Here is a 7,071-nt window from a genome sequence, read left to right on the forward strand (position 1 = left end):
GGCCGCGCGCCGCCTGAGCCCTTGGTCTCAGGCGGCCTCGCCGGGCCAGCCGACGATGCGCTCGATCAGCTCGTCGTCGGAGAACTCTTCCTCGTTCCCGGCGACGCGTCCGCGCACCGAGATCCCCGCCTCGTGGACGCTCGCCCGGCGGCCGGTCTTCAGCGGGTGCCACGCCGGCAGGTCGCGGCCCTCGCGCACGAGGCGGTAGGCGCAGGTCGGCGGCAGCCAGGGGATCGTGCGCACCGCCTCCGGGGTCAGGCGCACGCAGTCCGGCACGCGCTTGGCGCGGTTGCGGTAGTCGCGGCATCGGCAGGCATGGGTGTCGAGCAGCGTGCAGCCGACATCGGTGTGGTGGATCTCGCCGGTGTCGTCGTCCTCGAGCTTGAGCAGGCAGCAGCGTCCGCAGCCGTCGCACAGGCTCTCCCACTCCGCCGGGCTCATCGCCTCGAGGCTCTTCACGCGCCAGAACGGCCCATCGCTGCGCTCGGCCATCTCTGGCGCCTCGCTCGCCTTGATCGTCTTGTTTCGGGACAGGGCGCCCCTCCTGCCGCATGCCGCCGCCGGGAGCAAGCATGGCCGAGCGATCCGCCATCCGACGGCCGGATTCCGCTGGCAGGATCGTCTTAAGGTTAACGCACGGTTGACGGGGCGCCGAAGGGGCGCTGGCCCGCGCTTCGCGTTCCTTAACGGAAGCGAAAGCTCGCGGGCCGGCCTGTGTCCTGATACAGAACGTATCGGGACGTATCGGGAAATCGTCGTCCGAGAGCCCCGCTCCGCGCCGACCCGGCCCACGTCGAGAGAAACCGGAATCCGCCTTGCGCCTGCCCAGCCTCAAGACGTTGACGACGCGGATCAGCCGCGCGGCCCTGGCCTTCGACGCCTGGGTCAACGCGAGCCTCTACGAGGGCGGCCATTCCACGACGGAAGCCTACGAGCGCTTCCAGGCGCGGATGCAGGTCTTCTCCGTCCGCGGCTGGAAGCGGTACGCCCTCGACCTCACCAGCGAGGGCGTCACCATCGGCACGGCCGGCGCCCTGGTGCTGCTGTTCCTGGCGCAGCCCGCCTTCAACCTCACCAGCGACAATTGGCTCAAGGCCCAGGATCTCGCCGTCACCTTCCTCGACCGCTACGGCACCGAGGTCGGGCGCCGCGGCATCAAGCACGACGATTCGCTGAAGTTCGACGACTTCCCCGAACTGATGATCAAGGCGCTGCTCTCGACCGAGGACCGGCGCTTCTACGAGCACTGGGGCATCGACCCGATCGGCACCGCCCGCGCGCTGGTCTCGAACTCGTCCGGCAAGGGCGGCATGCAGGGCGGCTCGACGCTGACGCAGCAGCTCGCCAAGAACCTGTTCCTGTCGAACGAGCGCTCGCTGGAGCGCAAGATCAACGAGGCGTTCCTGTCCTTCTGGCTCGAAACGCACCTAACCAAGAACCAGATCCTCAAGCTCTATCTCGACCGCGCCTACATGGGCGGCGGCACCTTCGGCGCGGTGGCGGCGGCGGACTACTATTTCGGCAAGCGGCTGCAGGACATCACCCTGGCGGAGGCCGCGATGCTCGCCGGCCTGTTCAAGGCGCCGACCAAGTACTCGCCCAACGTTAACCTGCCCGCCGCCCGCAGCCGGGCGGTGGACGTCCTGCACAACATGGTCGAGGCCGGCTTCGTCACCGAGGGCCAGATCCAGACGGCCCTGCGCAACCCCGCCACCCCGGTGACCCGCACCAAGGACATCACCGCGGACTACTATCTCGACTGGGCCTTCAACGAGGTGAAGCGGCTGGCGGATGCGGGCAAGCTCCGCAACGACCGCGTGCTCACGGTGAAGACGCCGCTCGACCTCTCGATCCAGCGCTCCGCCGACCAGGCGGTGGAGAACACCCTGCGGCGCTACGGCGACCAGTACGACGTGGACGAGGCGGGCGTGGTGATCCTCGATCCCGATGGCGCCCTGCGTGCCATGGTCGGCGGCGGCGATTACGGCGAGAGCCAGTTCAACCGCGCCACCGATGCGCTGCGCCAGCCGGGCTCCTCGTTCAAGCCCTACGTCTACGCGGCGGCCCTGGCCTCCGGCCTGTTCAAGCCCGACACGCCGGTGGTGGATTCGCCCGTCTGCGTCGGCAACTGGTGCCCGCAGAACTACGGCCGCTCCTATTCCGGCCGCCAGCCGATGTGGCTCGCCGTGGCGAAGTCGGTCAACACGATCCCGATCAAGATCACCACCGCCATCGGCAAGGGGATGGGCATCACCCACGAGTGGAACGCGGCCAAGGCCGGGCGGGCCAAGATCATCCAGCTCGCCAAGGCGATGGGCGTCACGACCCCGCTCACCGACACGCCGTCCCTGCCGATCGGCGCCACCGAGGTGACGGTGATGGACCAGGCTGCGGGCTTCGCGGTCTTCGCCAATGGCGGAAAGGTCGCCAAGCCCTACGTCGCCACCGAGGTGCGCAATTCCAGCGGCGAGGTGATCTACCGCCACGCCGACGAGAAGCCGGTGCAGGTGCTCTCGTCCCAGGTGACCGCGGACATGAACTACATGCTCAACAAGGTCGTCGAGGAGGGCACCGCGCGGAAGGCCCAGATCGAGGGCGTGAAGGTCGCGGGCAAGACCGGCACCACCAACGGCTACCGCGATGCGTGGTTCGTGGGCTACACCGGCAACTATGTCGGCGCCGTCTGGTACGGCAACGACGACCACAGCCCGACCAACAAGATGACCGGCGGTTCGCTCCCCGCGATGACGTGGCACGAGATCATGGCTCCCGCCCACCAGGGTATCGAGTTGAAGCCGATGCCCGGCCTGAACGACCGCAAGGGCGCGCCGCAGGTGTCCCAGGCCCAGGCCGACGGCGCGGCGGCCGCCGCCAGTTCGAGCGGCCGGCTCTCGCGCCGCTCCTTCGAGGTGCTGTCGAGCCTGAACGGCCTGTTCCGCAACGTCGAGACCAGCCGCTCCGCCCGAAGCGAGCCCGGCAAGAGCGAGCCCGGCAAGCCCGGTCCGGCGCGGTCCGGCGCCGTCGCCCCCGACCGGATGGGGACACCGGGCCTCGCACCCGTCGACGTCGCCGAGGGCGCCCGCCCCTCCGGCGGCTTCGGGACGCCCTGAGGCCGATCCATGGCCCTGTCGAGTGGAGTCGGCCCGGCGACCGGAACCCCGGGGCGCGGGGATGAGCGCCAGGACTTGCGCGAGGACTTGCGCAAGGATCCCGCCGCGCGCCTGCGCCGCCTCGCGCGCAGCGCCGCCTCGCGCAGTTCGCGGGTCGGCCTGTTCGTCTACGCGCTGACCCTCGGCGGCCTTCTGGGCCTCGCCAGCGCCGACTACGCCACCAGCGGCGGCTATCCGTTCGGCGGGACGGGGATCGGAAGCTGGACCGCGTGGCCGCGGGCGGGCTCGCTCGACTCCGACCCCTATGCCCGCGCCGTCAACGCCCGCCGCGGCGACATTCCGCTGGCGGTCGGCGAGGGCATGCTGCTGACGGCGGCCAGCGACGATAGCGGTCGGACCCTGGACGCCACCTGCACCTATCGCCTCGCGGGCGTCACGCCCCCGGCCCGCGCCTGGACGATCACCGTGACCGGACGCGGCGCGCCCGCGCCGGGGCAGGAGCCGGTGCGCACGGGCTTCACCTCCACCGAGATCCTGCGCGAGACCGACGGCCGCTTCGCGATCCTGCTCAGTCCCGAGGTTCAGGCGGGCAACTGGCTGCCGATGCCGCGGCCGAGCGGTCCGGTGCGGCTGGCGCTGCGCCTCTACGACACGCCGGTCGCCGCCAGCGTCGGCTCGCTCGACCGCGACAGCCTGCCGGCGATCGAGCGGATGGGGTGCGGTTCATGAGCCGGAGCGCCTTCCTCCTCGCCACCGCCTGCGGCCTCGTCATCGCCGGCATCGTCCACATCGCCACGGTGCTGGCGATCCCGCGCTTCTCCGAGGGCGACGCCTTCACCCGCGCCCGGGCGAGCGAGACCCTCGACCATCCCCTGCGCATCCACGGCCTCGCCGGCGGTCCGCCCGCCGCGGGCGGGGAATGGCTGCCCAATCCCGATCCGGCGGTCTCGGTCGGCGTCTGCTCCTACGATCTCGACGACGGGCCGATGCGGGTCTCGGCCCAGGCCGGTTCGCTGATGCTCTCGGTCTCGATGCACAGCCGCCGGGGCGCCTTCTACGCGGTCACCGATCAGGCGGCGGTGCGCGGCGGCCTCGATCTCGTGGTGATGACCCGCGCCCAATACGACGAGGCGCTGGCCAACGACGTGGCCGGCGAGGTGACGCGCGACGTGCGCATCGTCGCCCCCGCCCGGCGGGGGTTCGCGGTGGTCCGGGTCATCGCCGCCCTTCCGAGCGAGCGCGCCGTGGCCGACGCCGCCGTGCAGGCGGTCTCCTGCACCATCGACAGCCCGGCCGAGCCGACCGGGGACGAGGCGGGGAACGGCAAGAGCTAGAGCTTCATCCCGAGAGGGGGCCGCCGGCTTTCGGGAAACGATGATGCTCTCGTGCCGATCAGGGTTTCGCCGCCGCGACCGCCCGCGCCGTTTTGGCCGTGCGCACCAGTTGCAGGAAGTCGGCGCGGTAGCCGAAGGGGTCGTCGCCTCGGGCCGCGGAGGCGAGCCTCAGCACGTCATCGAGGGTGAACCGCCCGGTCCAGCGCCCGCCGCGCAGGATCTCGGCGAAGCCCGCGACCGCGGTGGCGAAGCGCGCATCCGCGTCCGCCTCCTCGAAACGCGACCGCTCGGCGTCGCCTGACACCGGAACCTCGATCAGCCGGCTCTCGGCCGCGGCGGGTTGCTTGTAGCGGATCTTCACGAAGGCGAGTTCTCCGGACGGTGCGGCGGCACCGGCTCCCTCGGCCGGAGCCGCGCCGTAGCGCAGCGGCGGCATCGTCGCCGGGCCGCCGACGGGCACGATCTCGTAGAGGGCGGTCGCCGTCTGGCCCGAGCCGACCTCGCCGGCATCGATCCGGTCGTTCTCGAAATCGGCCCGTTCCAGCGCCCGGGTCTCGTAGCCGATCAGTCGGTACTCGGCGACGCGGGCGGGATTGAACTCGACCTGGATCTTCACGTCCTTGGCGATGGGGAAGAGCGTGGCGGAGGCTTCTTCCACCAGCACCTTGCGCGCCTCGTTCAGGGTGTCGATGTGGGCCGCGGTGCCGTTGCCGTTCTGGGCCAGCGCCTGCATCAGCGCATCGTTCAGGTTGCCGGTGCCGAAGCCGAGGACGGAGAGGAAGATGCCCTTCTCCCGCTCCCGCTCGACGAATCCCTTCAACTCCGTCCGGTCGGTGATGCCGACGTTGAAGTCGCCGTCGGTCGCGATCATCACCCGGTTGATCGCCGCGGGATCGCGATTGCGGGCGGCCAGCGCGTAGGCCTGGCGCAGGCCCTCGCCGCCGGCCGTCGCGCCGCCGGCCTCGAGCCCCTCGATGGCCGCGAGGATCTTTCCGCCCTCGCTCGCCGGGGTCGGCTCCAGCACCGTTCCCGCCTGGCCGGCATAGGCGACGATGGCGACACGGTCGTCCGCCGACAGGCTCGTCAACAGCATCGCCAGCGACTGCTTGACGAGGGGCAGGCGGTTCGGCGCCGCCATTGAGCCCGACGTGTCGACGAGGAAAACGAGGTTGGCTTTCGGGCGCGCGGCCGGGGTCAGGGCGTAGCCCTTCACACCGATCCGCAGGATGCGCCGGCCCTCTGCCCAGGGGCTCGGGAAGACGCTGGCACTCACCGCGAACGGTTCGGCGGCGCTTGCCGGCGCGGGGTAGTCGTAGGGGAAATAGTTGATCAGCTCCTCGGGGCGCACCGCATCCGCCGGCGGCAGGACGTTGCGGGCGAGCGAGGCGCGCACGAAGCCGTAGGAGGCCGTGTCGACGTCGATCGCGAAGGTCGAGACCGGCGCCTCGCGCACCGTCCGGAAACCGGACTGAGGGGCCTGAGGGAAGACGTCCCGGCCGCCGGGTTCCGCGGATTGCGACGCCGCATCCGGCGACAGGCGAGAGCGGATTGGTGGAGACGGGGCACGTTCGGGCCGTTCGAACCGGGAGCCTCCCGAGAAGCGGAACGCCTGACTCAGCGTTATGGAGGACTGTTCGGAGGGAGCTTTCCGGGAGCCGGCACCGGACGGCGGCATCGGCGCGGGCGGAGTTATGGGCGCAGGCGCAGGCGCAGGCGCGGGCGGCGGGACGCGCGCCGGTTCCGCCGCATCGGATCGAGCCGGGGCCTGTTGCCGGGAGGGGAGCGAGGGGGCTTCCGGCAAGGCGAGCGATGCCTGCGGCGCGGTGCCGACGTCCTCACGCCGTTCGCGGGCGAGTTGCCACGCGAAGGGGCTCGCCACCGCGATGACGGCGGTCGCGGCGAGGGCGGTGCGGAGGCGGGGCATGGCGAACATCCTCGGAAGGCTGCGATGCCTCCTTGGACGCGCGGGCTCGGCCGATCCTTGGCGGCTGTCGTCGAAGCGCGCGAGTGCCGCCGCCAGCGCCCGCTCGCGCGCGGCCGCCTCGGGCGGCGGGGCGGCGGGCAGGCGCGGCGATCCACCCTCGAAGATCGGGTCGGTTTCGGGCTCAGCCATGGCGCCGCTCTCCCTCGAAGCTCCGCTCGAATTCCCCCGCGAGACGGCGCCGCGCCTCGTGGATGCGCCAGGACACCGTCGCCTCCGCGATGCCGAGGGCGCGCCCGGCCTCGGCATGGGTCAGCCCCTCGCCCGCCACCAGAACCAGCGTCTCGCGCAGGCGCGGGTCGAGCCGGCCGAGCGCACTTTCGAGCCAGATCCGGCGATAGGGGTCCGTCTCTTCCGGCGCGGCCGCACGCATCAGAACGGCGAGACCCGCTTTCAGCCGCGCCAGTGTCGCCCCCCGGCGATACTGGTCGCGGCAGGCGTTGACGACGATGCCGGTCAGCCACGTGGTGACGCGGCACTCGCCGCGGAACCCGGCGAGGCGGTCCGCGAGCGTGCAGCAGACCTCCTGCACGATATCCTCGGCGTCCGTGCGCGACCCCATCATCCGCCACGCGACGCGGTGCATCGCGTCATAGTGCCGACGCAGCAGGAGCTCGAAGGCAGCCCGCTCGCCGGCCTGCGCCAG

Annotated in this window: 6 protein-coding genes; 3 read left to right on the forward strand and 3 right to left on the reverse strand. The window is 71.4% G+C overall.

Annotated features, from left to right (window positions below):
• Positions 1 to 27: 27 nt before the first annotated feature.
• Positions 28 to 492 (reverse strand): YcgN family cysteine cluster protein, encoded by a 465-nt coding sequence (locus MFF42_RS06070; protein ID WP_238254943.1) that lies wholly within the window; start codon positions 490 to 492, stop codon positions 28 to 30.
• Between the two features lie 323 nt (positions 493 to 815).
• Here MFF42_RS06070 and MFF42_RS06075 point away from each other — a divergent pair, with 323 nt between their 5' ends.
• The 3 genes from MFF42_RS06075 to MFF42_RS06085 are packed head-to-tail and all read left to right on the forward strand — an operon-like array spanning position 816 to position 4,444.
• Entirely contained in the window at positions 816 to 3,110 is a 2,295-nt protein-coding gene (locus MFF42_RS06075) for a transglycosylase domain-containing protein (protein WP_238254944.1), read from the forward strand.
• A 9-nt stretch (positions 3,111 to 3,119) separates the two neighbouring features.
• Entirely contained in the window at positions 3,120 to 3,839 is a 720-nt protein-coding gene (locus tag MFF42_RS06080; protein ID WP_238254945.1) for a DUF1214 domain-containing protein, read from the forward strand.
• Positions 3,836 to 4,444 carry a DUF1254 domain-containing protein gene (locus MFF42_RS06085; protein WP_238254946.1) on the forward strand — a complete coding sequence of 203 codons (609 nt, stop codon included), beginning with the start codon at positions 3,836 to 3,838 and terminating at the stop codon, positions 4,442 to 4,444. The genes MFF42_RS06080 and MFF42_RS06085 overlap by 4 nt, the downstream gene beginning before the upstream one ends.
• Positions 4,445 to 4,502: 58 nt before the next feature.
• Here the strand turns inward: MFF42_RS06085 and MFF42_RS06090 are convergent, their stop codons facing one another.
• A complete protein-coding gene (locus MFF42_RS06090; RefSeq protein WP_373875145.1) occupies positions 4,503 to 6,068 on the reverse strand; it encodes a vWA domain-containing protein in 1,566 nt (521 codons plus the stop codon).
• Between the two features lie 481 nt (positions 6,069 to 6,549).
• On the reverse strand, positions 6,550 to 7,071 hold a 522-nt coding region (locus tag MFF42_RS06095), incomplete at its 5' end, for an RNA polymerase sigma factor (RefSeq protein WP_238254947.1).

Source organism: Methylorubrum podarium, assembly GCF_022179745.1.
GTDB lineage: Bacteria > Pseudomonadota > Alphaproteobacteria > Rhizobiales > Beijerinckiaceae > Methylobacterium > Methylobacterium podarium.